This window comes from Maribacter orientalis, from assembly GCF_900109345.1.
GTDB lineage: Bacteria > Bacteroidota > Bacteroidia > Flavobacteriales > Flavobacteriaceae > Maribacter > Maribacter orientalis.
This window is the reverse complement of the sequence record NZ_FNZN01000003.1, coordinates 92,903-119,198: the sequence shown is the minus strand read 5'-3', so window position 1 is coordinate 119,198 and position 26,296 is coordinate 92,903. Positions and strand designations below refer to the sequence as shown.

General features: G+C 34.0%; 21 protein-coding genes. 3 read left to right on the top strand and 18 right to left on the bottom strand.

The genetic code is table 11. The annotated features are described in order from the left end of the window. Positions 1 to 813: 813 nt before the first annotated feature. From BMY56_RS07560 to BMY56_RS07480, 17 genes are all read right to left on the bottom strand, one after another. On the bottom strand, positions 814 to 1,905 hold the full coding sequence (locus BMY56_RS07560; RefSeq protein WP_177170938.1) for an alkaline phosphatase family protein: 1,092 nt from the start codon (positions 1,903 to 1,905) through the stop codon (positions 814 to 816). A gap of 284 nt (positions 1,906 to 2,189) precedes the next feature. Beyond that, positions 2,190 to 4,502, bottom strand: coding sequence for a GumC family protein (locus tag BMY56_RS07555; protein ID WP_091622185.1), 2,313 nt, complete (start codon positions 4,500 to 4,502; stop codon positions 2,190 to 2,192). Positions 4,503 to 4,580: 78 nt separating this feature from the next. Then, the gene (locus BMY56_RS07550; RefSeq protein ID WP_091622182.1) at positions 4,581 to 5,627 is read right to left on the bottom strand and encodes a sugar-transfer associated ATP-grasp domain-containing protein; all 1,047 of its coding nucleotides are present in this window, start codon (positions 5,625 to 5,627) and stop codon (positions 4,581 to 4,583) included. Between the two features lie 115 nt (positions 5,628 to 5,742). Further along, positions 5,743 to 6,492: a glycosyltransferase family 2 protein gene (locus BMY56_RS07545; protein WP_091622181.1), complete on the bottom strand. Its 750-nt coding sequence runs from the start codon at positions 6,490 to 6,492 to the stop codon at positions 5,743 to 5,745. A 50-nt stretch (positions 6,493 to 6,542) separates the two neighbouring features. Further along, a complete protein-coding gene (locus tag BMY56_RS07540; protein ID WP_091622178.1) occupies positions 6,543 to 7,103 on the bottom strand; it encodes a WcaF family extracellular polysaccharide biosynthesis acetyltransferase in 561 nt (186 codons plus the stop codon). A 60-nt stretch (positions 7,104 to 7,163) separates the two neighbouring features. Next, positions 7,164 to 7,973, bottom strand: coding sequence for a glycosyltransferase family 2 protein (locus BMY56_RS07535; RefSeq protein WP_091622175.1), 810 nt, complete (start codon positions 7,971 to 7,973; stop codon positions 7,164 to 7,166). Next, the gene (locus BMY56_RS07530) at positions 7,966 to 8,526 is read right to left on the bottom strand and encodes an LbetaH domain-containing protein (RefSeq protein ID WP_091622172.1); all 561 of its coding nucleotides are present in this window, start codon (positions 8,524 to 8,526) and stop codon (positions 7,966 to 7,968) included. The genes BMY56_RS07535 and BMY56_RS07530 overlap by 8 nt, the downstream gene beginning before the upstream one ends. Positions 8,527 to 8,824: 298 nt before the next feature. Further along, the gene (locus BMY56_RS07525) at positions 8,825 to 10,003 is read right to left on the bottom strand and encodes a glycosyltransferase (protein ID WP_091622169.1); all 1,179 of its coding nucleotides are present in this window, start codon (positions 10,001 to 10,003) and stop codon (positions 8,825 to 8,827) included. 124 nt (positions 10,004 to 10,127) lie between these two features. Continuing rightward, positions 10,128 to 11,417, bottom strand: coding sequence for a phenylacetate--CoA ligase family protein (locus BMY56_RS07520; protein ID WP_143057791.1), 1,290 nt, complete (start codon positions 11,415 to 11,417; stop codon positions 10,128 to 10,130). A gap of 99 nt (positions 11,418 to 11,516) precedes the next feature. Then, positions 11,517 to 12,665: a glycosyltransferase gene (locus BMY56_RS07515; protein ID WP_091622164.1), complete on the bottom strand. Its 1,149-nt coding sequence runs from the start codon at positions 12,663 to 12,665 to the stop codon at positions 11,517 to 11,519. Next, the gene (locus BMY56_RS07510) at positions 12,662 to 13,651 is read right to left on the bottom strand and encodes a glycosyltransferase family 4 protein (RefSeq protein WP_091622161.1); all 990 of its coding nucleotides are present in this window, start codon (positions 13,649 to 13,651) and stop codon (positions 12,662 to 12,664) included. The genes BMY56_RS07515 and BMY56_RS07510 overlap by 4 nt, the downstream gene beginning before the upstream one ends. A 1-nt stretch (position 13,652) precedes the next feature. After that, the gene (locus BMY56_RS07505; protein WP_143057790.1) at positions 13,653 to 14,558 is read right to left on the bottom strand and encodes a hypothetical protein; all 906 of its coding nucleotides are present in this window, start codon (positions 14,556 to 14,558) and stop codon (positions 13,653 to 13,655) included. Positions 14,559 to 15,066: 508 nt separating this feature from the next. Beyond that, complete coding sequence (locus BMY56_RS07500; protein ID WP_091622155.1) at positions 15,067 to 16,302, bottom strand: oligosaccharide flippase family protein; 1,236 nt, start codon at positions 16,300 to 16,302, stop codon at positions 15,067 to 15,069. 54 nt (positions 16,303 to 16,356) lie between these two features. Continuing rightward, positions 16,357 to 17,280, bottom strand: a complete 924-nt coding sequence (locus BMY56_RS07495; RefSeq protein WP_091622152.1) for a GDP-L-fucose synthase family protein — start codon at positions 17,278 to 17,280, stop codon at positions 16,357 to 16,359. Beyond that, positions 17,273 to 18,391 carry a GDP-mannose 4,6-dehydratase gene (gene gmd / locus BMY56_RS07490; RefSeq protein WP_091622149.1) on the bottom strand — a complete coding sequence of 373 codons (1,119 nt, stop codon included), beginning with the start codon at positions 18,389 to 18,391 and terminating at the stop codon, positions 17,273 to 17,275. Before gmd ends, BMY56_RS07495 begins: the two co-directional genes overlap by 8 nt. A gap of 242 nt (positions 18,392 to 18,633) precedes the next feature. Beyond that, a complete protein-coding gene (locus BMY56_RS07485; RefSeq protein ID WP_091622145.1) occupies positions 18,634 to 19,890 on the bottom strand; it encodes an MraY family glycosyltransferase in 1,257 nt (418 codons plus the stop codon). A gap of 950 nt (positions 19,891 to 20,840) precedes the next feature. Then, on the bottom strand, positions 20,841 to 22,622 hold the full coding sequence (locus BMY56_RS07480; protein ID WP_245737169.1) for an alkaline phosphatase: 1,782 nt from the start codon (positions 22,620 to 22,622) through the stop codon (positions 20,841 to 20,843). Positions 22,623 to 22,865: 243 nt separating this feature from the next. Here BMY56_RS07480 and BMY56_RS07475 point away from each other — a divergent pair, with 243 nt between their 5' ends. From BMY56_RS07475 to BMY56_RS18615, 3 genes are all read left to right on the top strand, one after another. Continuing rightward, the gene (locus BMY56_RS07475) at positions 22,866 to 23,075 is read left to right on the top strand and encodes a hypothetical protein (RefSeq protein ID WP_218144556.1); all 210 of its coding nucleotides are present in this window, start codon (positions 22,866 to 22,868) and stop codon (positions 23,073 to 23,075) included. 523 nt (positions 23,076 to 23,598) lie between these two features. Beyond that, positions 23,599 to 23,814: a hypothetical protein gene (locus BMY56_RS07470; RefSeq protein ID WP_091622139.1), complete on the top strand. Its 216-nt coding sequence runs from the start codon at positions 23,599 to 23,601 to the stop codon at positions 23,812 to 23,814. 393 nt (positions 23,815 to 24,207) lie between these two features. Then, positions 24,208 to 24,372: a hypothetical protein gene (locus BMY56_RS18615; RefSeq protein ID WP_177170937.1), complete on the top strand. Its 165-nt coding sequence runs from the start codon at positions 24,208 to 24,210 to the stop codon at positions 24,370 to 24,372. 157 nt (positions 24,373 to 24,529) lie between these two features. Here the strand turns inward: BMY56_RS18615 and BMY56_RS07465 are convergent, their stop codons facing one another. Beyond that, on the bottom strand, positions 24,530 to 25,882 hold the full coding sequence (locus tag BMY56_RS07465; RefSeq protein ID WP_091622136.1) for an MraY family glycosyltransferase: 1,353 nt from the start codon (positions 25,880 to 25,882) through the stop codon (positions 24,530 to 24,532). Between the last annotated feature and the right edge of the window lie 414 nt (positions 25,883 to 26,296).

Genomic DNA, 26,296 nt, shown 5'->3' with positions numbered 1-26,296 from the left:
TACCATTTCTAAAATGTAAAATACCTTTTTAGTGGCGGTCCTGTTCGTGGTCTCTTTTAGTAGTTTCTTTAATTGACCTTTTACGGGACTCAAACTGTTTGTAAAAATCTAAAATATTATAATCCTAACGTTCTACTAGGCAGAGATGCGTAATCTATTTAAATGCAGTTTGATTAATTACTGCACTTTCCTTTAAAATAAAAAGATGGTGAATGGTAGATATCACAAACTTTTACTGTTAACTCTTATAATTTTAGTACCAGAATGCATCATTAGTTTACTTGGGGTTAAAGCATATCTAGCCTCAATTTTTAATTATTTACAGATATAAATCTGTTTGGATTGTTAAAAATGACCTATTCGGTGAGTATAAAAATTATCGGCTCTCAAAAGCCCTATGCATAGGCATTTAAAGAGAAAGGTTCTAGACCCTCCGGCTCCACCATTAAGCGCAACTGGTTTGCGTTTTAAAACAAAAAAAGTCCGACAATTTATATTGATCGGGCTTTGTTGTTTTTAAGCGCCTGGCCCTATAAGGGCAGCCTGTCGCATGTACAGGACGAGGCACTAGGGAAAACCAAAAGGATAAATCTCTTTGGTTCCACTACTAAAACCACCTTCTGAGTGGTAATTTTCGTTTTATCTGTGGGATTCTCACCCCAACGCAGCGGCTCGCACCTGCGCTAAATAAGTTTACGATACCTTATCGTCTTTGACTCCTCAATTAGGCGTAGCCGGTCTACGTATTAGGGTTAACCAAATGCTACACTCGCAATAAAGATGTACCCCAAAGGCTACTAGTTTTAGACACCATCAAGGCCGCTTAAAATCGATTTTTTTTGCCGGCATCGTATTGCTGTCTACGTTCATATTCAAGGTCTTTACTACCGTAGGTGCAATTTGATTGGTGTACAATTGCTCGTTAACTGCTTCTCCTGATGCGGTAACCGTTGGACCTAAAATAGCCAACCACGTTTGTTCTGCCCCTGCAACATCGATACCATGACTGGTCCATTTCGAACCTTCTTCTATACCTTCTCCTCTGCCATGATCGGTAGTAATGATAACATAGGTGTTGTCTTTATAAAAAGAATCCGTTTGTACATAATTCCACAAATCGGCAATCAACGCATCTGTGTTATGTAATGATTTCGTGTAAAAATCAAAATGGCCGTCATGAGCGAAATCATCTGTTTCACCATAAGAGATGAATACCAATTTCGGATGGTTCTTTTTCATGTACTCTTTCGCATACTGATGCGTAAAAACATCCAACCTTACGCTCTCCCAAATAACTGGTGCCTGGCGTTGAATCTCGTTTAAAAATAGTTCCCTATCGTTTAAATCTCCTGTAGCATCCATATATCCAGCATTTACGGGCACACCACTTCTCTTATCATTTATGATGAACGGAAAAACATCCCAACTACCAAACCCGGCCACTTTACCTTTATAGGCTTCAGTAGTGTTGGCCAGTTCTAAGAGTGTTACATTTTTGTTATATATTTTATCATTGCTATTGATGTTCTCATCGTCTGCTTTCCCCGTCAAAATCTCATTATACCCAGGGTATGAAAATAGCATTTTATTGGTAAGGTTCACCTTGCTATTTTTATTTCGATTACCATGCAACTGCCCTTGTTTGGCTATTGTATTCCAGAAGAAAGGCATTAATAAGGTCCTGTTTTCTTCTATGGAATTTCCCACGAACTTTTCGGTCAAACCATCTTTGTCTTGAGTATACGAACTGTTCAATAAGTTGGTATCGATTCCTGTAAAAACGTCTTGCCAGCGAACCCCATCGAGTGTAATTAAAATAACATTTGGGTTGGTGTCTTGTTGCGCCTTTATGGTCAACGATACAAACAACATCGCAGCAAGTAAAATTCTTAAAAGTGTTTTCATAAGTTGTCTCATTTTTAGTTTAGAATAACTGTATTGCACACCAATTACCTCAGTATAACTATTGGCCGCTATAGCGCACCCTATAAAAGTAGGAAGTATTTGATTGTAATCTTTCTGATGTTAAAAAATATAAACGGACACCCCTCTAAAGTCGAGAAATGAGAATTCAGATAATGATCTTCATAGGTTGAAGCTTGAACTCATCAAGTTTAATACATACCAAATTAAAGGGCTCAACAAATTTCTTTGTGAGCCCTATTGTACTTTATATCTCTACGAGCTTTCTAATTATCTTTATACGCGTACGAATAGTTCTCTTTACTACCCATTTGCGTATCGTTAAGAACAAATGCCATATTCTTCAACTTATCTCTTCGGTTAAGCTCATTCGCCTCTTGTAAGACGGTTTTATCGGTAACACCAGCTCTTGCCACAAATAAGGTAACATCGGCATAATCAGCAATTAACAAGGTATCGGTTACTGGCATGGTCGGTGCCGTATCTACAACAATGATATCGTAAAACTGCTTTGCTTGCGTGATAAAGTCTTCAAAAGCACCACTAGAAAGTAATTGTGGGGCATTTGGTGGTATGGAGCCGCTAAGACATATATGGTGATTTTTACTGTCCTTATAACCAGGATAGACATAGTCTTGCCAATTAGACTCGGGATGCTGCAAATAATCGGTTAGCCCTTTTGTGCTCAATCCCATTTTAAAATAATTATGCTGCTCAGGACTTCTAAGATCAGCACCCACCAACAACACCTTCTTATTAATACTGGCATACGCCACAGACAGGTTATATGCAATAAGGCTCTTCCCTTCATCCATCTTGCCCGAAGTAACATAAATTACACTTCCAGCGTTCTTTTTCCCCTTAGGTATCATGTAATTAATATTCGTTGCCAAAATTCTAAAAGACTCGGCGAGAATAGAACGGTCGTTAAAATCGGTAAATATTTTATCGGCTTTAAAATGTGGTATGTCCGCTAAAAACGGGATAGCATTCGAAACAGCCAGCAAGTCTGCCTTACTTTCTATTTTATCATTTAATGTAAATTTTATATAGAAAAAAGCAAAGGGCAGAAATAAGCCTAATAAACCCGCTATACCCATTACCACCATTTTTCGAGGAGCCACAGGTATGGTATTCGTTAAGCCATAATCTACAATTTTCACTGATGGTGCCGTTACCGCCAAATTTATTGCAGCCTCTTCACGTTTCTGTAATAATAACAAGAACAGGTTTTCTTTAATACTTTGTTGCCGTTCAATAGAACGTAGCATTTTTTCCTTTTCGGGCAATCTTGAAAAGACACTATTTACTTTGGTTTGTTCCTGATTCATTTGCCGTAACGAAGTACGCAATTGGGTCTGATAAATATTTATGGTTTTAATGATGTTGACTTTCGCCCCTTCTAATTGTGTAGAAACCGCCATTAAACTCGGATGTTGACTACCAACCGTCTCCAATAATTTGTTCCGCTGCAAAACCAACGCATTGTACCCTTCTACCATACTATTTAGACCGGTATTCTCTAAACCTACATCTACCGGTAACAATTCAAAAGCAGCCTGCTCAATAACCGACTTTTTCAATAATGCGGACAGTGAAATTTGCGTTTCTAAAATAGCTACTTCATTCTCTGTTTCAGATTTACGCTGTAACGATATACCGGCATCAGCTTCTATGTAAGAAAGATTATTTTCTTTCTTAAAATCTTCTTTACCCCCTTCTATACTATCAAGTTCTGTAGATAGGTATAAAAATCGTTCATCAATAAAATCTATCGTTCTGCGCGATACTTGTTGGCGATCCAAAACTCCGTCTTGATTAAATTTCGCGATAATCATATTTAAAATTGCTTCAGACCTTTTCGAGCTCTCGCCTTTTAAAGAAAGATATAAGACATCACTATTTTTACTTGTTGGTTGTAACTGTAGATCTTTTATCAAATCTAAAACAACCTCTTTATGGGCCTGTATTCTAATCTCAAAATTTTCTTGTAGTTCTTCATTGATCATTTCCATATTAGGCACACCAATATGAAAGGGCAAGTTGGTCACTAACGTATCTAAACTACTATAAGCTAACCTGTTTATATTTTCATCTTCATCTTCCAAAATAAGCCCATCTTCCATAACCTTTATTTTGAACACTTTTCCGTTCAAAATACTATCTGTTGCTAATTTTGTGGCAATGGTAAACGGTGGGTCCCAAATTTGAGTTGTCTTGACATTACCTAATTTATAATACGATACGTTCAAATTTAAATCTGACACCACTTTACTAAGCAACCGGTACGATTTCAATACCTCTTGTTCATTCTCTAAATTAATTTTAGAATTACCGCTTAAAACAGATAAGGCATCGGCAGTCATATCCAATTCTTTACTATCATCTATAATTTTTATTTTAGCTGTAGATTGATAAATAATAGGCGTATATCTTAAATACAAAAATCCTAATACTAAAGCGGTTAAAAGCACAGCAGCAAACCAGTACCAATACTTGGCATATTTTAAAATGGTTGACTTAAAATCGAATGTAGTTTCTTGATCGTTTAATTCAAGCGTAAAGGGTGCTTCTCTCATTATATGTAATCAGTTGATGCTTTCTAGCAAATTTAAGTAAAGAATAGTTAATTATAGTTGAAGTATATGTACTTCAAGTTATGCCTTCCAAAGTTTTTCCCAGCCTTGTTCTATAAAGCAGGGGCCATTGGTTGCTTCAGAAAATTTTATGTCATTATGGTAGCCGTTCCACTCCAATATTTTCACTTCATTATTTTTATCAATTGCCACATCCCAACCAATACAATCAATTTGTGGATACGACTGATGTAACTGCATGCAAAGGTCAGTTGCTTTATTAAATGTAGGAACTGTTTTTCCTCCAAAGCCCAACTTACTATTTGGATGTTCTTTTACAGCTTGCCAACCATTTAAATACCCCAAATCACTAAGTTCACCAATACTATTAACCGACACTTTTAATTGTGAACCAGCCGCAACAAATGACTCCCCTTTCATACCAAATCTCAAATACGCATCATTAACTTTTGGCTTTCCCAAACTATTGACCGTAGTTGTAATACGTAAGGTGGCAACTGAATCTTCAACATACTCCGAAAAAAATGGGTGCTGTTCAATAAAATATTGAAATACGCCATTACCTAAGCCCATTAACGTTGAAAGATTGATCGTTTCTTTTTCAAACACTTGAATTCCTAGACCCTGCATCGAATTATCTTGCTTAAACAATACCTTAGTATTTGAATTGAAAAGATACCTCGCTACTTTTTCTATTGGTAATATTTCACCTTCTACAGTAAGCCATTTTCCATTGATATGATACACCAAATCGGGAAAATTTTGGGTGTTAAAAAAGGTGTTCGTGAAAAATTTTAGATTACTGATTTTACCAAAATCACCTTGTATTTTAGGAATTACAATCGTGCGATAGTAGTTATCGGGTATCCAACCCTCTTTAAAATTCCTATTAAATGCTGTGTAGACTTTTAACCAAGGTGCATACTTTGAGTTTCCAAAAACATCAATGGAATAATCACGGCACATTTTAAATAACTTAGGATCTGTTCTACCTTTTGTTTGTTCAATTAACCTCAACGATTTCTTCGCCTGTGCCGCATGAATGAACTCGTAACGTTTTGCAGTTATATATACTATTCCATTTTTAAGCAAAGACGATGTATTCATTTGGTTTACTACAATATCTAATTAGTTTTCAATACTAAAAAGCATAATGGTTACATCTATACTTCCTAGTTTCACCTAATAGTTAAAACTAGGAAGTATAGATACGAAAATTGAATTAAATAAACTGTTTCAGCTTCGAGAAATTTTTTAAAAACAAGACGGCCAATGGGTTCTTTAAATCATTGGTTTTCATTGCCCTAAAATCTTCTTGACTTTTAAGAATCAAATTCGCGATACGCTTATTACTTGCGCCACCCATTCTCATTTTTGTTATTACTTGCGGTAGAAAACCAAACTTGTATTCTGACTTTCTTAATACGCGTAACATAAAATCATAATCTGCAGCTATCTTATATGATTTATCGAAATTACCACATTCGGTATACACTTCTTTCTTTAAAAAAAGTGTTGGGTGTGCTGGCATCCAACCGCGTTGTAATAATTTAAAATGAAAAACATTGCTCTCCCAATTTCTAATTACTTTGGTAGTATCTAATTTATCTACATATAATAAATTACCATATACACCGGTATAATTACCTTTTTTAAAGAGTTCAACAATATCGCTTATGATATTCGGATTGGACAAAAAATCATCTGAATGCACGAAACCGATAATATCGCCTGTTGCCATATTCAGACCTTTATTAATGGCGTCATAAATACCTTCATCTGACTCAGAAATATATTTTATCTGCGGATTCTGTAAACTCATTTCTTTTATGATATCTAACGTACCATCGGTAGAAGCGCCATCAACAAAAACATGTTCAATATTTTTATAATCTTGTTCTTTTACAGAGTTCAACGCCATAGACAAAGTTTCTTCGCTATTATACGTAGCTGTAATTATCGTTACTTTCATGTAGGTAGGTATATTATTAAAAGTAAGACGGGGGATTTACTTTTTGTTGCTCATTTACTAATATTTCTCTCTCTAATACATACGGGTGGATTTCCTTTATAGACCATATACGGTTCCAAATCTTTACTTGCAACCGACCCAACTGCTAAAACAGCATGACTTTTACAAGTAACACCTGGACATACAATAGATTTTGCACCAATCCATACACCATCTTTCAATGTCACAGGTCCTAAAATTAAATCGAATGAACGACTTTTATAATTATGACTTCCTGTTAAAATCAATGCTCCTTGAGAAATACAGACATTAGAACCTATCGTTACTTTAGCGATATTATCAATCCAAACATCTTCCCCTAACCATACATTATCTGCGATTTCTAAAAACCATGGATATTTAATAGACAAGCCAGGTTTAATAGTTGGATTTTTTCCAATTTTAGCACCGAAAAGTAATAATAAGAACCTTTTAAAAGCATAGGAATAGTGAATGGAACTTTTAAAAAACAACCGATTAGTGATGTACCAAACTGCTCGTTTAAAAAATGAACCAGGCTTATATTCATTTGCCTGATATATTGACAGATCCATAGTGGGTTTAGAATCCATGTTATTTTGATTATAATTTTAATATTAACTCATGATAGTTTTAATTCAACGTATTGAGTTCTATTCTTTAACGATTAATTCATCTATTTTAACTTGTATCATATATTCATAGGTCTTTCTTAATTTACAAAAAGTATAACCTGCTTTACCATTCAAAAACCCCCCTTTTAACACATAAAATGCAATAAAAATGAATTGTGGTCGAAAAGGTATTTTATAACTTAATCGTTTTTGAGCTTTTCTTCTTACTATAGGGTCTTTACTAAATAGGGATGAATAATTAACCGGATTTTTCATTTCCTCCAACATTTTAATTGCCTCCATTTCTGAATATCTATTATGCTTTTGAAACCACCAAGTCATGCCCTTATTAAAAGGATAATGTATTAAATGTCCTTTTAACAATGCCTCTTCCCCTGTAGTACTATATTCTTCATTAATTTCACGTTCTACCGTTACAGTACCATTTTTAAACAATCTAGGAAACCATGTAGGATAACCGCTGCTTTGTTTTATCCATTTATTTTGGAACATATCCTTTCTTCTAACGCGATACATCGTAACACCAGAATCGTTGGTGGTCTTTTCAAGAATTTCAGCTTTTAGTTCTGGGGTAACAATCTCATCGGCATCTACCATAATTATCCAATCGCAATCTTCGGGAACTGCGGCCAATGCCGCATTTCTTTGACTCGCATAATTGTCGAATTTACGTTGTAGAATGGTAGCATTAAAAGATTTTGCGATTTCTAGGGTAGCGTCGGTACTATACGAATCGAAGATAAGAATTGAATCTACGAAACTAAGTGCCTTTAAACACTTCCCTAAGATAGTCTCCTCGTTATAGGTCAAAATAACTGCACTAATCATCTTTTAAGATACGTTTTTTAATAAATTTTGCGGGATTACCCCCTACCACTGTCCATGCTTCTACATCTTTAAAAACTGAAGCTGTGGCCCCAACGACAGCACCTTCATGTATTGTTACACCCATGCCAATGAAGCAAGAAGTGCCCACCCAAGCTTTTTCTTTTATACTTATAGGAGCCGTAATAAGTTGATGAGAACGGTCCATAATATCATGGGAAGCTGAGCATAAATAGGATTTTTGAGATACAGTCGCATATGGTCCAATGATAATTTTTGCAACATTATAACAATCTACCTCGGGAGCCAAGCAACTATGCTCGTGCATTTCTAAATGCCATGGCATATAAATACGTACACTAGAATAAACAATGGCAGTTTTGTGAATTTTAGCTCCAAAAATTCGCAATAAAAACCTTTTCCAACTACTGCCAGCACTTCTTGGAAATGGGCGTGCCAATACGTTCCATGTAAGTGTCCAAATCAAGCGTGCAAGTTGATTCTTATGGCTTAGCCCATTTTGGTATTTCTGTAAACCTTTTTGATTAATTTCCATTATATTATATAAATCAAAATTGTCTTTTTAAATTTAAAAATCTTATACGCTTTTTTTACCATACTATTTAAGTCCTAAATTATGTTACAAAGCACATAAAACTACTTTCTAAGACACATTTAAATTTGAATTCAGAATCACAACCCATATATTATAATCATCACCCTAAGCTCCTATTAAAAAATAATTTTCTACAGCCAAAATTTATGAACGCCACATTATAACATTCCAAAAGCTAGAGACTATTTGGTGAAAATTTAAACAACATATAAATTCTAATAACCTTTTTACATATTCATTACTTCGTATTCAATTCAGCAAACAATATTTCCCATTGATTCAAAATCATTTCTAATTTAAAATTTTTAGATTTATCTAAAGCTTGTTCAGCCATAAGATTTCGTTTGTTTGGATTACTCATTAATTCTTTCAATTTAAGAACCGTTTCTTCTTCTGAATAAGGCATATTGGTTATAAAACCCGATGTATTATCTGTTACGATATCATACACTGCTGTATAACTTCCGTATACAACAGGCACCACCGCATAACTCATTGCTTCAATCAACACCAGACCAAATCCCTCCAAATCAGAAGTCAGGATTAGTATCGATGACTTCGCATAATGCGCCGTAGGGGCATCATTCTTAAATCCTTTAAACTGAACACCTAATATTTTTTTTCTCTTGACATATTTTTCAAGTGTTGCCCTGTCAGGCCCGTCACCTATCAATACCAATTTCCAATCTGGGTATACTTCAAATAATTTCTCCCAAGCTTCGATTATTCGATCTACTCTCTTATTCGTATGATCCATACGGCCAACATAAAGAATAACCTTTTCTTTTGACGTAGGATCGTATTGGTAATCTTCGTTGGAAATTGTGAGTGGATTACCAATCGTTAAAAGTCTCGAAGCATTTTTTATCTTACTTAGTTTTATAAATGATTCCATATAGCTCTCAGACAGTACCACATATTTAGCACTATACCTGTACACATATTTCAAATTGTATGCTGTAACATTCAGCAGAACTTCATGTGCCAATTTATAAAACATCAAAACAATACTATTATCCGTTGCTTTTATCTTATTCTCAAGATGTACCAAGCGTTTATTCTTGTCAGGAATCCCATGCAAAACAGAAATAACCTTGCATTTTGTTTTTCCTATAGCAGCATTACACATTTTGGTTACATGTAAAGGCAAACACCATTGATTTAGAACAAAATCTATATCCTCTTTAAAAATAATTTTTTTAAGATCTCTAATATTCCTTCTTGAATAAACCGGATAGGAAAGTGCAAACAACTTTATAGTCTTATCTAATGCTGTACTAAGTTCGGGAACCGTTTGCTCAAAGGAAGCAATGCTTACTGCATACCCTTTCTTTGCAAATGCATTTGCGAGAACCGTTGTCACAACTTCTGTCCCTCCATGATTTGGATATTTACCTATTAAAAATAAAATGTTCAATACTTTATTATTTATTTTAAAAAAATCTTACTAATCATAGATTTAATGTGATTATAGAATCGTTAATGTTTGAAAAAACAACATTATTTCAAATAACCCAAAAAGATTTAATTTCTTATTTTGCTTATTCAATAGCACATATAACCATAGGCACCTTACCGCTCACTTTGGTCATACTCTTTACTTGTTTTGATGAAATTTTTATTTCAGCATCTGTTTCGTTTACCATTTCATCAATCACTTTAGAAATAAGGCCATCTACTTTTTTATCTTTAAAAGGAATATAACATAACCGTACCGAATAATCCTCTTCCTGTAAAAACTGATATGCCCTTATTTTTTCTGGAAAATCATCAAATAAAGTGGTTAAATATGCTACATTTAATGGTGTCCCCGATGGCGTCTTGATTACAGCCGATTGTCTACCTTTTACATTATCCATTAAGGGTAGCGGCATACCACAGGCACATGCCCCTGATAGTAGTTGCCCATAATCCCCAATATCATACCTAATTAACGGAAAGGCATAGTTATTCAAATCGGTCAATAATATTTTTCCCGATGTATTTTGGGGCACTGGCCTATTATATTCATCCACACATTCTACATATACCATATCGTGCAATATATGCAAACCATTTTGTTGCCTACATTCTGCAGCCACATATAAAACCTCTGTACTGCCATATTGATCATAAACAGGTGCACAAAAGGCCTTTTGCATAATAGACCGTTGCTGTTTGGTCAAAGGGCCAGAGGTTACCCATACAGCCTTTGGCGCTTGAATTCTTATCTCCTGATCTAAAAGGAAAAGGGCAAAATCATAGACTACGTCTGTATACCCTTGTAGCACTAAGGGTCTGGTTTTATTTATGGCATTCACAAATTTACGCATGTGCTCCTCATCCATTTCCGTACCTGCCAAAAAAATTCGTTTGGTAGGCCACCATAAAAGTGTATTCAGGATTTTCGTGAACAGGGGCCTTGGATAGCGATAAATAAATGCCTTATTGACATAGGGCCGAATTCCCCACCATTGTAATAAACGCCACTGGGTTGGGGCCATAGGAAATCGTTTATCGTGAAAGACAGAAATAGCGGGCCCAGTACTACCAGAGGTCGACATTTTATGACAATCTTTTTTACGCACATCAGCAGCAGTAATACTCCCAAAGTTTTCGCGTAAATCTTCTCTAGTTAAAATGGGAAGTTTAGCAAAATCCTCTTCGGTTTTTAAATTTGTGGTAGTGCTTTGTAATGAGGCATATTTATCTTTATAGAAATCAGAATGCTTTAGGGCGTGAGCTACTAAGTCTTTCCGTTTTTCAAAATTGTATTTAGACAATGCCGCAGCGTCCATAGATACTAAAAGGTGCTCGTTTTCTAAGTGCTTTTGATATATTTTTCTATCCAAAAGCTTTGTTTTCAAATCGAAAACCCACTTTTTACACTGCGTCCCTACTTCTTTTAACTTACTATCTATTGAATTCTTATTGTCCTGCATCCTTTTCACCTAATCCATTCGCACAAAAGCTGGTCGACTCTTTTTTTCAACAATCCATTCATACAAAGTAAACATTTGTTCCGCTACAGCATGCATACTATACTTATCTTCAATCAATTGACGCCCGTTTTTGCCCATTTGCTCCCATTGTTCGTCTGGTAAGACTAACGCTTCTTCTAATGTGGCCTTTAAGGCATCTACCCCAACATTAACCCACCAACCACATTGGTAGGTTTCCAAATCTTCCCATGGGGTTCCCTTGGTCGTTATCACCGGCGTACCACAGGCCAGTGCTTCGGCTACGACGATACCAAAATTTTCACTATAGGTAGGCAATACAAAAAGTTGCGCATTTTGATAAGCCTCTATTTTTTCTTTACCATACATAGGTGCTTTAATGTGAATACTATTTGAGAGTCCTTTTTGGGTTATACTATTTATTAAATTTTTGATATACAAAGGGTCTCCATTTCCTATAATATCTATACTCCAATCTTTGGTGAGTTCAATTGGTAATTGGCACCATGCCTCTATTAAAAGTTCAATTCCTTTTTTAGGATGGATTCTGGATAAAAACAGGATTTTTTTAGAAGCCTTGAACTTATTAAAATCTTTTAGTTCAAAATCTTCCAAAGGTACTCCGTTGGGGATAACAGCGATAGGGTTCTTTAATCCTAAAGCACGAATACTGTCTGCCTCCATAGGGGCCGTTGCATGCAAACAAGTGGCAAGTCTTAAATCTTTGTACTGGTAGAACTTAAGTGCCAGTTGTTTTTTTGTTTTTTTTTGAAGTAGGGACCAAGGTTCCAGCATACCTCTTGGGGTAATGATATATGGCACATTTAATCTGCGTGCCGTCTTCGCCATTTGATGTACAGGCAAATCCCATATGGCTTGCCCATGAAATAGATTCGGTTGATCAATTGTCAATTCCTTTTCAAGATTTTTCAGCATTCCCAACATCTTTGACTCATAAAAAGTAAGTGCAATAGTGGGTTCTTTAAAATGTTCTAAGATTGGTTTTTGACTTCTGGCGGTGTGCAATGCAATTATTAAGCTAGTTGAAATTTCACTCAAACTACTCAAAAGATGTGTTACACTGCGTGAAGGACCCCCACCTGAGCTATCTATAGATGATATAACATGGACTATTTTCATAAATCATTGACGTTAAAAACCATTTTATAAAGGTCTTTGAAAGCCAATGTAAAATTAGCTTCTTTAAATCTTTTAATATTCTCAAAACCATTTGTGACAATATCCTGACGATACTCTAGATTATCCTTTATTTTCAGAATAGCCTTCCTAATGGCGACAACGTCATAAGGGTCAACGATACATGCTCCAGAAGCAGCCACATAAGGCATAGATGTAGTGTTTGACGTAATAACAGGAAGACCACATGATTGCGCCTCTAAAATAGGTAAACCAAAACCTTCTTTAAGAGAAGCGAAAAAAAGCACATCTGCCTTATTGTAATAGCTTTCCAATTCTTGGCGGCTAATGAAATAATAGTTCTTATATGATATGTTGTATGTCTTCAACAGGCTAGTCAATTCGTCTGATAATTTTCCTATTATACTTAATTCTACATCGGGCAAACCCTTTACAGCCTCAATTAATCGTTTACGGTTCTTTATCCTTAGAGACCCAACAGACAAAATGGTGAATTTATCTTCTTTTTTTTTATAATCAACTTTCTTGATTGGATGAAAACTATTTGGAATAATTATAATTTTAGAATGATTAAAATTAAAATACCTGCATAATTGTTCCATAGCATAGGGCGATATGACCGTAATCTTATTCGCAATTCGTAAGGGTAGCGAATACCAAACAAAGCCCATTATTTTCTTTCGAATGCCAGTTAAATCTTCATAATGATTACAATCATGAACCGTAACAATGATTTTTTTCCAAAAAAGAAATATGGCCATATAGTGAATATCTCCTGTTACATGAATATTCTTTTCTTTTATATGTAAGGCAAACCATAGCAATTTAAAAGCACTTTTAATAGTATTTAAATCACATGGTAATTCAATTCGATGTATGTTGAGTAATGAATCTAAAGGACTAAACACCCCTTCAATACTATTTCTACCATCCACTTTTTTTCTATAAAGCAATGCTATAGATTTCATATTAAATAACTTTTATTTTCTCATTTTTTACACTAACACTGATTTTATATAAAAAAAACAGAAGTAAAAAATAAAATACTCGAACTCTATTCATTAAAAAAACAGGACCTCCAAAAGCCGTTATAAAACCCAAAACCAATACTGCAAACAATAGCCCTTTCTCCTTATAAAATTTTCTTTTTAAGGAAAACCATATAGAAATATTCTTTAGTAGAATTAGAAAATATAAAACAATCGCGATTAACCCACCTTGAACAAAAAATTGAACAAATTCACTATCAAAAAAAGGCAAATTATATAATGTAAAACCTGCACCTATCAACATCGGAAAATCTTGTGGTAATACTGTACTATAAATACCTGTATCGTTGCCTAGGCGACCTGAAGTTATTTTATCTAAACTGGTTTCTCCTACAATTCCATAAAATAATTCTTGAAGATAATCTATGCCTATCCAATTATTGATAAAAATAGGAGCAATAAAAAGCACAAATATGGAACCAAAAACTAAAGCCATAATCTTCGTACCTGTTTTTGCAATAAATAAAAACAACCCTAAAGAAAGAAGAATACCAACAATAAAAAAAACTTTGGAAACTGAAGCAAATCCTCCTATCAATAATAATAATAAGAGCATACCTTCAAATAACAGATTCTTCACTCTTTTTTTTTCAAAATTATATACCCATGTCATCAAACCAAGTGAATAAGCAAACCCACTTATAAAAGTTTGATCAAAAATACCCATAAATCTACCCATAGAACTTGTACCAATTCTTAATCCCTCTTCTGGCGACCTTACAAAATAAGGTAAAAAATATTCAGCATAAGGGGTTAAAATTTCTAAGATTATTAAACATGTATTGAAAGCCAATAAAACATGAAAGAGGGTATTTAGATTTAACATCCTCTTGATTGTGAAGAAATTTTTTCTTAGCAAAAGACAATTAAAAAGGAGAAATAAAATAAGGGTCTGCAAATAATTTTCAAATGTTGCCAAAAATTCCAAATCTAAGGATACACCATTAACTAAACTGCTGAATGTGACAATCATTATTATAAAAAAAAACAGAATAATAACTGAGGTATAAGAAAACTTCCTAAAATGAAAAATATCACCTTTTAATAATAAAAAAATAAAAATGAAATAAATAACTAAATGTTCAAATCTTAGGCCAATACTATTTATCACATAGGGCAAAAAGGTTGAGAACAAAATTAAATAGTCAGTATAATTTAAGATTCTTTTAATCATATCATATTTTAGACTTTAATCCAATTTGCACTTTTAAAAATGATTTTTGCGTGATATTTTAATTTTAAATCCATTTTTATATTTTATTCATTACTTGCATATTATATAAAGAATTTCATTCCTGTTCAAAAAAATTCTAACAAACTTGAAACATATAGATTTAGTGTTTTTTTCTAAAATTATAATAAACAACTCCGAAATGAGCCATAAAGCCGATACATGTAGCTATGGCCGCACCAAGAATACCATATTTCGGTATCAAAACAATATTTAAAATTATATTAAGCACCGCCGACAATACATTTCCGTACAAAATGACTTTTGTTTTTAGTTCTGAATAGAAGTATAATTCATACAACTGTGCGAATGTTAACATAAAAAATGCCACTGCAATCCAAAATATCAAATAAAAACCTTCTTTATAACTTTCAGACAATAAAAGGTAACCTAGAAAATCTTTTAAAAAATAAACTATCAATAAAACAGGGATTGCCACAATCAAATAGTACAATCCGTAACTTTGAATGGCACTTTTTTTCTCAGCTCTTTTTATTGGGCTAAATACGGTTGGAGTCAATAACACCATAAACATGGGGCTCAACAATAAAAAGAATTTTGAACCAACACCATAGCTTGCATTATAGATACCAACCTCATCCAAGGATAAAAAATATTCAATGGCATATCTATCAAAATAATTATTAATCCAGGACCATATTGCCAAAAACATTAAAGGCGCCGCAAAACGAATATATTTTTTTAAAAAGGTTCTATAGGCTATACTAAACTTAGTCTTATATACTTTGTATTTAGAAGCAAAAAAGATTATTCCCAGGAATGCCCCAGTCAACTGCATAAGCCACAAAACCTGCACATCATCAATAAAAGTGAGGCCTAAGAAAAAAAATAGTGCAATAAAAACAAGACCACTACCAGCTTTAAGTATACTTAATCTTGAGAAGTCAATTATTTTATCTTGAATATTTAAAAAATCGGCAAGAACACTGTTTGCTATTGTAAAAGGAATAAAGCAAAGAAAAATTAAAAAAAGTAACGGATCAAAAATTCCGTAGTAAAAATAAAGAAAAGCTATAAATACTAAAAAAGCTAGAATTGATAAAACACTAATGGTGTAAAAAAAAAGTTTACTGCCAATTTTTGGAAGTAATGTCCTATTTGATGTTTTTATAAAGTGTATAAATGGAGTAATCAAAAGAGTTAAAAATAGGGTATAGGTAGCAAATTGAATATTGTACGTGCCAAAATCTGCCGGGCTAATATAAACTGCTATCAATTTACCCGTTATTAAAGCAATAACTGCATTAATAACCTGTGTAAGAATTACGTAATTACGGTTCTTATTTTTAAAAAAAGTAGTGATAGTTAATAGTAGCAAAAGTTATCGTCTTAGTATTATATGTAGTTTAAAATCTTAATTCTTTATTCTAATTTAATTTTTTCTAAACCAATCATACGTCTTTCGAATACCTTCTTCCAAAGGTATAGTAGCCTCCCAACCCAAAGATTTCAGTTGACTAACATCCATCAACTTACGCGGGGTACCATCAGGTTTATCAGCATCCCAAAGGAGTTCGCCTTCATGGCCTACAATTTTCTGTATTAGCAGGGCTAATTCTTTAATCGATAAATCTACCCCTGTACCAACATTATACAAATGCCCAGGCAATTCATTTTCTAAAGCAAAAACAACCGCTTTCGCCATATCGTCTACATGTAAAAACTCACGTAACGGAGTACCACTACCCCATAATTTTACCGGAGTATTACCATTTATTTTTGCTTCATGAAATTTACGCATCATGGCAGGCATAACATGCGAACTTTCTAAATCGAAATTATCGTTTGGGCCATATAAATTGGTCGGCATTAAGCTTACAAAGTATTTACCCTTTTGTTCACGTAAGGCTTGGCATAACTTCACCCCTGAAATTTTTGCAATGGCATAGCCTTCGTTTGTTGGCTCTAATGGCCCCGTTAATAGGTATTCTTCTTTTAACGGTTGTGGTGCCATTTTTGGGTATATACAAGAACTACCCAAAAAAATAAATTTATCGACGCCTTGCGTTACCGATTCTTGGATCAAGTTATTCTGAATACGCATATTTTCCATCAAAAAACCATATTGATCCTTTTGATTGGCCAATATACCCCCAACACGCGCCGCTGCATCTACCACTATTTCTGGTTGTTCTTTTTTAAAGAATTGGGCAACTGCTTCCTGATTTCGCAAATCGAGCTCGGTACTGGTTCGCCCTATAAGATTCGTATAGCCCAATTGCTCTAACGCGCGCCAAACGGCAGAGCCTACCATGCCACGATGCCCGGCAATATATATTTTCGATGCTTTATTCATAATAGTTCAAAGTATCAAAACCGCCATTATTTAAGTGACGGTCTTTTTCCATTAATTGTAAATCACTCTCCATCATTTCTTTGACCAATGCCGCAACATCGTACGTCGCTTTCCAGCCCAACTTGGTTTTGGCTTTTGATGGATCTCCAATTAATAATTCTACTTCAGTAGGTCTAAAATATTTCGGATCTATACTTAATACTTCTTTACCAATCTCCAATTGATATTGAGGCATGGTACACGCTTTAACAAATGCTTTTTCCTGTTCGCCTTCCCCTCTAAATTCAAGCTCCACACCAATTTCTGCAAAGGCCATACGTACAAAGTCTCGTACTTTAGTCGTCTTACCCGTTGCAATCACCCAATCTTCAGCTTCTTCTGCCTGTAGGATCATCCACATCATTTCTACATAATCTTTGGCATGGCCCCAATCGCGTTGCGCATCTAAATTTCCTAAATAAAATTTATCCTGTAACCCCAATGCAATTTTAGATACTGCTCGTGTAATCTTACGAGAGACAAAGGTTTCTCCCCTAAGAGGCGATTCATGATTAAAAAGAATACCATTACAAGCATACATACCATAAGCCTCCCTATAATTCACCGTAATCCAAAAAGCGTACATTTTTGCGACCGCATATGGGCTTCTTGGATAAAATGGCGTAGTCTCTGACTGTGGTACTTCTTGTACCTTACCATATAGTTCTGAGGTAGAAGCTTGATAGATTCTTACTTTCTTTTCTAATCCTAATAAGCGTACGGCATCTAAAATTCGCAGTGTGCCAATTCCATCTGCATTAGCAGTATATTCTGGCATTTCAAAAGACACATGTACATGACTCATAGCCGCCAAATTGTATATTTCGTCTGGCTGTATCTCTTTTATTAAACGTATCAAATTGGTACTATCGGTCATATCGCCATAATGCAATATAAAATTACGGTTCTCGATATGTGGATCTTGATATAAATGATCTATTCTATCAGTATTAAACATTGACGACCGGCGTTTTAAGCCGTGAACGGTATATCCTTTTTTTAATAAGAATTCGCTTAAGTAAGCTCCATCTTGTCCTGTAACTCCTGTAATAAAAGCTATTTTATTACTCATAGGTTTTTATTTATTTGGGTTAAATTAAAACTTTCATGTATTTGCAGTGCATAATAGGTTTCGTTATTATAAATAGGCACTATCATTTTACAGCTGTAAAAAACAACCATCTGTACTAAGCATACTATAAGCGTTAATTTCAAAAAATATAATTTTAATCATGCTACAGAGATACTATCTGCGGCATGATAAGTTATCAAAATTTTTAATTCTAAAAATACTAGGGATTATAACTATTAGCCTTACCTAGCTGTTTTACCTTCTTTCATTTTACGCTGCTTTATTTCTTCATAAAGCTTTTTTTCTTCGTCAAATGTAGCATCTGACCAGTTATCTTCTTGATCAGTATGCTCTTCATTAGATGAAACAGCCAGAATTCTTTGACCCTTTTTTTGACTCATTGAATTTTTAGTAAACCTTTGATACGAAATTATAAATGGGCTAAGGTAACACCCCACACCCAGCGCGACACAAACTACCAATTGTACATTCATATTGAAGCTTTTCAGCATAACAGCAAATACGATGACCAATATGCTAGTTAGTACAATAACAAAACTTGCCGCCCTATGTGGAAGACCTTTTGACAACCAACGGTGGTGTATATGATTACGATCGGCATCGAACGGACTTTTTCCCTGATACATACGAACCGAGAAAACCCTAAGTGTATCGAATAATGGATATGACACAATTGCCAAGGCCAAAATTGGAGCATTGTCCAATCGAAACTCGGTACCTGTAGTTAAATTGAAATTTAAAAAAACAACAACTAAATAGGCCAACAAAAAACCTGTAAACAAAGATCCCGAATCGCCCATAAATAACTTTTGCTTTTTTGAAAGGTTATGTTCTAAAAAGCCACATTGGGCACCAATAAGGGCAAAAGACACCAAACTCATGAACACGTAATTATTCAACATAAAATACACGCCAAAAAAACCGCAGACCATAACGGCAATACCACCCGCAAGACCATCTATACCATCAATTAAATTATAGGCATTTATAATCAGGACAAATACAAATAATGTGAAGATTACAGATAGTATATAAGGTAAGGTATATACCCCTAGAATACCTTCCATAGAAATGATACGAACATCTGTCGCCAATATCACCAATAAAGAGGCCACTAATTGCCCAATAAATTTTTTTCTTGGTGATATTACCAATAAATCATCTTTTAAGCCTAAGAACAGCAGCAAAATTGAAGCGCCAATAACGGTCAGCAACCTTATTAAATCTTCTCTTATAAAATCGGAGAATATGCCAAATAAAATTAACACCAATGAAAACGAAATGAATATACCTACACCGCCTAAAGTGGGTGTTTTTTGGGTATGTGAACTGCGCTCAACAGGTTCGTCCATCAAGTTTTTCTTATGTGACAAGTAAATTAACACAGGAAATAAACGTATGGAAAACACATAGGTGCCTACCACAGCAAAAATTGCTAGCAGGTACTCATTAGAAAAAATAGTGGTGAGGAAATTCATGGTGCTATAGTTAAAATCTTTTGAACTAGTCCTTAAAAAACCGCATTGCAACACCCTTAACTAAAAGGGAAAAATTACCTGTTATAGGGTTTTCTAAAATCTATGTATACACCGGGGGAAGTATGTTCTAGTAGTGATACTACTTTATAGGAAATTTAAAACTATTGTATTTTTCCTACATGGAAGCTAATCATTTTCATATTATGGGGTATTAGTGTTTTATATTCTTAATCAAAGATACTCTTAATAGAAAGGTAGAAAAATTTTACATTACCTTAAGATGTGCATTTTATCGATTTAGTGAAATTCTATTTATTATAACGTTTTTCTTAAAGTATTCTAACATTTTAACACATATTGTTCGTAAATGATAAAAATTATTGAATTATCACTAACAACAACACTTTTACTATTTATTTCTATACCATTCAAACACCCACTTAAGTCCGATTATTTAAAATCTTCGACCACACAAAGGTCATTAACACATTTTAACAACTCCTGTTTTTTTCTTACAGCACTCCACTTTTGTCAAGAACGAAAAATCTTAATCACCATATAACATAGTTCCACAACTACCTCTGTATAGCAAAAAAATTGAGTACTATTTACCGAACAACAAGCTCATTTTAAGTGGTATCGCAATATTCTACCCAAGAATTGGGTTCATAAAATTAAATCGCACCAACCCTTTACATCAATAGAAAGATACGATACTATTAATTTTGGTGATATCTATGGGGGAAAGTTAAGCCCAAGGGTTTATGGGAATTTTGTCTCAAGAAATTACCACTGTTATTTTAAATCGACCTTAAAATTCACTACCACTTCACTGTTCATTAACTTTTAAAAAATGCTTGTAAATCGTTGTAAAGGTTCACCATTTATAGTAGTCATAGAAGAAACTGACCAGGATATGGCAGAAATATAAAAAGTAAAAATGAGTTTTATTAAAGCCCCAATACTTTACTTATTTTATGAAAGACTTCATTGTTTTCATAGACGCCTTGAAATTCTTGAGACATAGGTCCGTAAGCAAAAATAGGGACCATTGTACCTGTATGATCATGCGTTGTAAAATCGGCTTCAATTTCATGTTTAGCCATAGTACCTTGAGGAATTGTTAAGCCACCAGTCTCATGGTCGGCAGTGATAATGACCAAGGTATTTTTATCGGCATCGGCAAATTTCAAGGCTTCGGTAATTGCCTTGTCAAAAGAGATACTTTCGGTAATGACACCTGTAATATCATTTGTATGGCCGTAGCTATCAATTTTTGCACCTTCGGTCATTAAGAAAAAAGGCTTCTTCTTATTCTTAAGGAATGACAATCCGTTTTTAGTGGCTAGCGCTAATTTTTCAACATAGAATTCCAAAGGTTCTTCTTTGGTCGTATTGAACCATGCTCCTACTTTTTCTTCCTTACTTATGCCAATGGTTTTTAAATCACTTTTCATATGAAACCCTGCCTCATTAATTCCATTAACTGCAGATGTCGGTTGGGATATGAATAATTTTAATTGTGAAGTATTTAAGTCAGATGCAATTTCTTCTACCATTCCACGGTCTGTTCTATGCGCAAAAAATGAGGAAGGTGTAGCTCCTGTAATTTCATCTGTAGTGATGACCCCAGTATTAAACCCTTTTTTAGTTAACATTTCTGTGATATTCGAAACCGCCTTGCCATTGGCATTCGTACCAATTGCTCTATTGTTGGTTTTTTCACCAGTAGCGATTGCACTTCCTGCTCCCGCAGAATCGGTAGTAAAATCATCGGCAGATTGGGTTTTAATAAAACCGATGCTTTTTAGTTGGGTCAAGGATAGCGCTCCATTATTCGCCAACGCGGCAGATGAAATCTGAGTAAGTCCGTTGCCATCACCGATCATTAAGATAATATTCTTAGGGTTTCGCTTTGCCTGATCCGATGCAAAAGTTGGATGATACACCTCAGAAAAAACGGTATTCTGCACTACCCTTTCTTTTAAGGAGTTGACATACAAAACACATTCGCTAGGCATATCGGTATTAATAAAGTCTACGCCCATATCGGCAAAAACTTTCCAAGCAGATTTAGAATCTGGAGTTGCCCAAAACCGGAATGGTTTATTCAACTCATGTGCTTTTGCAATTGTATGAACGACAGCGTTATAATCTGTAGCAGTTAACCTTCCTTTTCCGTTCCAATCTGAGAAATTTCTAAAACTTAGGCTAACCATAGCTATCTTAGTTAAGGTAGCAGTATCTGTAATAGGTTCTAAACTTTGATAATCAAAAGAAATAAAACCTGGATACTTTATATACTCAGCTAATTTTGGCCTGTTACCAGAAATTACAATTGCAATATCGGTATTAGCAGTAATCATGGGATACGCTTTTAAACCATCAATAATTACATCTAATGTTTTATACGCATCTGATTTAACATCTATCAATAACTGAAGTGGTTTATTTGAAAGCAATCCTAATTCTAAAACCTCTTTCAAAGGTTCTAAATACATTCGTTGTAAGGTTTTACTATCTTCTACTTCACTCAATTCATGCGCGACAAGAAGCTTACCATTCTGTAAAAAAACATCTACCTCAATAGAATGAACCTCTGCACCGATAGCTTTCCAAAAAGGAATATTCTGTTTATAATCGTTATGAGAATGTACTTTAAAGCCTTGTGCTTTAGCCGTAGACAGTACTACAATAAAAAAACAAATGGAAAAAAATATTCTCGATTTCATAAAATCAGCTTTAAAAAGGACCTATTTCGCGAACAATACATTCGATAGTATCAAACCTAATCACAAAAGTATCATCTGCAAATTTTAATTCTTAAAATGACTTTGTATTTACGTAAAGGTCAAGTAATTATTAGATTGTTTAATTCTTGGTGATATCTATCGATAACTAATAGTATTTTAAAACTCTTTTTTATTTATTTTTGATTCCGACCATTACCGACCATGACCGAAAATATAAAACAGATGTTCAGTAAAATGAACGATGAAACGCGCCAAGAAGCGCTACAATGCTTATTGGAGGAATTTGATGAGAAAAGTACCAAGCATATTCAAAAAAATTGGATAATTGGTGGTCGTATTCCGGAGGAACATCAGGAAAAGATCGTTCAAATTTTTCAAAATTTCTTAAGAATTCAGATTTATAGAATCAACGAAATAAAGGTGAATCTTTAGAACAATACCACCTACTTAATTTTTCTTCAATTTCGTTGCCCGCTTCTCTAACTCCAAAGTGAGCATACTAAAAAACCGACACATTAAGAGAAATGTACCGGTTGTTCAACTAACTCAAACTTATTTAAACTTACCGCAAAGATGGGTTCATTTATTTGATTCAAGTTTACCTAAACTTTAAGGCTACTTTAACTCAGTGTTTCTTTTAAGCTAATATTCTACATGATATAAATTTATATTGTTGGTAACAGCTATACATAAATCTATAGTTGAAAACCCTAAAGAAAGTAACACAGTTGTACGCTATGACTACCCCCTTTTAAAGTATTTTTAGCTATTCAATTGGCGTACGACATAAGTCAATATGCTTATCCGATTTCGCGAAAATGTTATCAACAATTAGCTCTAATAACTTTTTTAGTGCATTTCATCGAATAAAATGAACTTTTCATCGTTAATGGATAAAGTTTAAATATTTTCGAAATGCGTTAGTATTTCACCATAAAATTTTATTATTCTTTTCATGGCATTTAAATTATCTAGAACCTTTTTCGTCCCCCTAGCATCCATTATTTTTCTTTTAAGTTTATCTTCTTGTGGTAAGGACCATGATTTAATATCAGAGTATGTAATACGTGATGCCAACCTACAAGTTCAATTAAATACTACTCAAGACAACAACCTACAAAATGTTGCCTTAGTGAGTACTAGTACTACCAACGAAGTGAAAAAAAAGTAGGAAAGGCTGATGTTGCAGCTAATGTAACAGAAGGCTTACCTCTTTCATTCATCGACTTAACACCACAAACTAATCTTGCTAAATTAATTTTTAGCTCAGGTTTTTAAGGTGTACATTTTTCCAAAAACAAATACAATTACCAATACATTACCGGCACCGATACGGAAACCGGTTTTTCTTGGCCTCCTTAGATACTAGGGTTTTCTATCAACGATAAAGAGCCAAGTGGCACATATATCGTTAATGATGGTGGCGGACCAGCAATAGGCAATTATTTAGAAGAAATTATAGGATGGAACGGAAAGGAGACCACTACCTTATTTCAATGTGTAAATTATGACGTTCAGGTAACACAGACACCTTATCAAATAAACAATATCAAAGAAAATCCTGATGGGCTCTATATATGCCTATTGGATGAAAACTGATGCTGTTTCATTAAAAGGTAAGGATATATGGCGTGCCATTTGGAAATATAAAACTAAGAATTACACTTCTTACAAAGACGGCTTTAGAATGATTGCCTTAATGGCTACAGATATTAGAGGCACCCCTTAGATTCAAGGAGATATTGGACCAAGACAACCAGTTTGGCGTATAGAGAATTATGATATTCCATTAATAACCAACGAGTGGTTCAAAGTAGGGTATTATTTAAAATGGAGCGATAAAAATTTAAAACAACCACTTTCAAAACACCTCTTAAAGGGTCTCATTATATCTTACTAGCATCACCACTTACGGAACTCTTTTTTTTACTTGTCCAAGTTTCTATTTCTTGAACTCTTTTAGAAGTTAGATTTTTGTTCTGTGTTTCAAAAATGGATTTAACCTTATTTGATTTTTCGAGGTTGATTAACTTAATAACACTTTCTTCAACTTCATTTTCTGATGATGGAACTTTGGAATTTAAATTAGTATTCGAAAATAAATTCCGTTCTGTTTTAGGCACCTTAGCAACTATTTCTTTTTCTTCAAATTCTTCAAAAACACCTAAAAAAGGAAGAAGATATAGCAAGCTCCCAAAACAGACTGTTACAATTAAGCTTAAATTAATCTGTAAATCATTTGTAAAAAAAGTAATAACTATCAAGGTAAGATTACTCACGAAAAGTAAAAATGTAGCTTGCTTATGATTAAGACCAAGTCGCAATAATCGATGATGAATATGATTACTATCTGCAACAAAAGGACTTTTCTTTTGCATCATTCGAACAACAAAAACACGAAGTAAATCGAACAATGGATAAGATAAAATTGCTAATAGTAATATGGCGGAATTATTTGAATTATAAAACTGAACATTTTCTGGATTAATATTCAGAAACTTTATTCCCTGATAAGCCAATAAGAATCCAACAATTAAAGAACCACAGTCGCCCATAAAAATTTTACTGTCATTGGAAAAATTATACTTTAAAAAACCCAGCAATGAACCTATTAAAACCGCAGAAAGTATGGTCATCATGAAATTATTCGACATAAAAAAAGCGAATCCAAAACCAAGGCTAGCCAAAATTGAAATAGAAGCAGCCAAACCATCAATACCATCTATTAGATTAACGGAATTAATAACTAAAACAAAAACAAAAATTGTAAACAGTATCGAAACAAAGTACGGCAATTCACCTATACCCAATAAGCCATGAAAATCGGTGATTCTAACATCTTGAAGCACACATACCATAGAAACAGCAATTAATTGAATTACTAATTTCTTTTTAGGCGTCATAAGAACTAAATCATCCTTAATACCTAAAAACAATAATATGATGGTTGCCGAGAGTAAGGAAAGTAAATTACTTAAATCTGAAACTGTATTTTTTAAAAAAGGTACGAATAGCAAAAGTGTTAATGAGAACGTAATGAATAAACCCATACCACCGAGATTAGGCACTTTACTGGCGTGAACCCCTCTTTCCTCAGGTTCATCCATTAATTTTTTTGTCTTAGAAACGTAAATAATAACAGGATAAAGGTTGAACCTTGTTGCCATTAGATAAGCAAGAATTGCTGAAGTAATAGTTAAGAAAGGTAAACTATACACCATCTCTTGGATTGAATCCATTTAATATTTAATTAGCCTTTCATAAAAATCACCATTGAGATTCATATGAAAATTGGTTTATGTTGGTTCTAATTTTAAATTAATGAACTCGTAATATTTGGGACAAAAAAAGACACCTGATCTTTCCTCACGTTAAAACTAAGGCCTAAGTTTAACAATTTTGGGTTCTATCGATATGATGCAAGCAAAATCGTTGTTCGGTATAATTGCCCGTATCATTTGGCTAATCGTTGAATTACCATCTTACAAATTAGGCTATAAGGCTTTTCCAAGTATTGTACATTACATCTTACATTTAAATACAATACCAGAAAATTAACCTATAAAACCGTCTACGACTTACATTCGAAAATTTAGAAAAAACATTGAAATTTTCAATTGTCTTTAAAATACATAGTAGCTACTTCATCAAAA